Source organism: Frankia sp. CoWAU3, assembly GCF_977971855.1.
In genome coordinates this window covers 1-2,434 of the sequence record NZ_CDWWXB010000101.1, presented here as the reverse complement: position 1 = coordinate 2,434, position 2,434 = coordinate 1, and the positions used below count along the sequence as shown (strand labels likewise).

Genomic DNA, 2,434 nt, shown 5'->3' with positions numbered 1-2,434 from the left:
GCCGTGCGAGTCCTGGTGCTGGAAGGTTCCGTCGATCATGTAGGTGACGGTCTCGAATCCGCGGTGGGGATGCCACGGGGTTCCCTTGGGCTCGCCCGGCCCGTAGTCGACGGCGCCCATCTCGTCCATGTGGATGAACGGATCCAGCTCGGCGAGCCGTGCTCCGGCGAAGGCCCGACGCACCGGGAAGCCCTCGCCCTCCAACCCGGTGGGCGCGGTGGTCATCCTCCGCACCGGACGGTCGACCTCGCCGAGCGCGGGCTCAGCCAGCCGCGGCAGACGGACGGTATCGGCGGTGACGGCAGGCATGTCGTCCTCCTGGCGGGCTCAGGGCGCAGGTCGAGCAGGTCGAGCAGCTCATCCCGGCGCCTCTACTTGTAGATGCAACTACCAACCCGCGCAACCACGGGCCACCCTCGATCCTTCCCGCGAATTTTTTGATCATCAGGGCGCGAGCGGGAAGCGTTCGCCATCAGCGATCAACCCTGGGAACAACGGCAAGCTGAAAGGACTTTAGTGTGAGTGACTCAACTTCCTCACGTCAGGGTGGGCCACATGCCACAGATCCGGGTGCTGCCCGTCCTGCACCTCGACGACGCCGTCGTGCTACCGGGCATGGTCGTGTCTCTCGACATGTCCGATGGTGAGATCCGATCCACCGTCGAAGCCGCCCGTGCCGGCGGATCCCGCGGCGCTCCCGACGCGCGGGCGCCGGGGATCTCCAGCCAGCCGGCGGGCGGGCCCGCCGAGGTGTTGCTGGTTCCCAGGACCGACGGCACGCTCGCCGACGTGGCCGCCGTCGGGGTGATCGAACAGGTCGGCCGGCTGCCGCGAGGGGGCTCGGCCGCGATCGTCCGCGGAACCGCCCGGGCCCATGTCGGCGGCGTGCGCTCGGGTCCTGGCGACGTCACCTGGGTCGACGCCGTGTGGGTCGACACCGTGGTGAACGAGGGAGCCGTGGTGAACGAGGGGGCCGGGCCGCCGTCCGGCGCTCTCGACGCTCCGACGGACACCGCTGCCGCGCGGAGCGGCGAGGACCCGGCGAAGGTCGAGAACCTGGCGAAGGAGTACCGCGCCCTGGTCACCGACCTGCTGCGCCAGCGCGGCGCCTGGCAGGTCGTTGACTCCGTCGCGGCGATCACCGATCCATCGGCGCTCGCCGACACCGCCGGCTACGCCTCCTACCTGACCACCGCGCAGAAGATCGAGCTGCTGGGCACCGTGGACGTCGCTGCGAGGCTTGAACGGCTGCTGGCGTGGACCAAGAACCATCTGGCCGAACTGGACGTCGCGGAGACCATCCGTCGCGACGTCCAGGAGGGCATGGGCCGGTCGTTCGTCCGGGTCGCCCTCGGCGGTGTGCGGGACGAGGCGGAGATCCGCGGTCACCGGCGGACCTACGCCGGCGCGCTGCCCGGCCGCATCGTCCGGGCGATCCGCGAGGCGGGTTCAATGAATCCGGTGGTGCTGCTCGACGAGGTCGACAAGCTGGGCGCCGACTACCGGGGGGACCCGACGGCGGCGCTGCTGGAGGTCCTCGACCCCGAGCAGAACCACACCTTCCGGGAGCATTAACATGTCGAAGGTACCATCAACGTATAGTAATCACACCAGGCGGGGGAATACGCCCAGCAGCGCCACGGACTGACCCAGACCGGGCAGGCGCTGTGTCGTTCGGGAGCGGGCTACTGACCGGCGGGATACGCCCAGCGGCGGTACCAGTAAGGCCCAGGGGAAATGTGGCGTGATGGAACACTCGGAAACGCCGCCCCGCCGACCTGAACCCATCATACCCGGCCCAGCCGGACAACAAACCCCGAACACACGAAAACAGGACACGAATCCGACAACCCGTGCTCCCACGTGGCCAACGGTCCACCACTCCCCTCCATCCCGCCGGCCCGTGGCTATGTCAAGCGATGCCCATTCGGTAGGCCAGTCCGCGTAGATCACATCCTCCGACGTTCGCTCTGGCACGCTGGAGCATGACGGCAACAGTCTCCCGCACGAGCGGGTGAGTCCGGACCAGCTCTGGCGCGAGCCGTTCCGCTTCGCGGAGTACCGCGAGGGCTTGTTTGTCCTTGCCGCGTGACTGGGCAAGTCCTCGGCCGAAATCGGTGAGGAACTGTGCGCGGCGACGTCCGGAACCGAGCACCGACGTATCCACACCACGCATGATCTCGGGCGCCTTCCCGCCGTCGCCCCGCTCGACTGCGATACTGAGGCGCCAAACCGCCACATTGGCCGGGCCGAAGTGCAGGTGGAAGACGTCCGTCTCGCCTGTTCGAGCGGCGATCTCGGCGGCTTCCCCGATGTGGGCGTCGACGGCGCCCGTGGCGTCGGCCAGGGCTGCGCGAAGGTCGCGTGGTGTGACGGCCTGTTGCGTTAAGTGGCTATGAATTGGAGTGTCCGGCGGCGGTCTCCGGCGATGTGT

At 68.6% G+C, this 2,434-nt stretch carries 1 protein-coding gene and 2 pseudogenes; 1 reads left to right on the top strand and 2 read right to left on the bottom strand.

All coding sequences use genetic code 11. From position 1 onward, the window contains the following. The coding region (locus AC08ON_RS10765) for a pirin family protein (protein WP_476616882.1) at nt 1–309 on the bottom strand (309 nt) is incomplete at its 3' end. Nucleotides 310–555: 246 nt separating this feature from the next. Here AC08ON_RS10765 and AC08ON_RS10760 point away from each other — a divergent pair. Next, nucleotides 556–1,572 (top strand): annotated as a pseudogene (locus AC08ON_RS10760) (LON peptidase substrate-binding domain-containing protein); the annotation flags it as partial. A gap of 340 nt (nt 1,573–1,912) precedes the next feature. Here AC08ON_RS10760 and AC08ON_RS10755 read toward each other — a convergent pair. Further along, a pseudogene (locus tag AC08ON_RS10755) lies at nt 1,913–2,434 on the bottom strand (hypothetical protein); the annotation flags it as partial.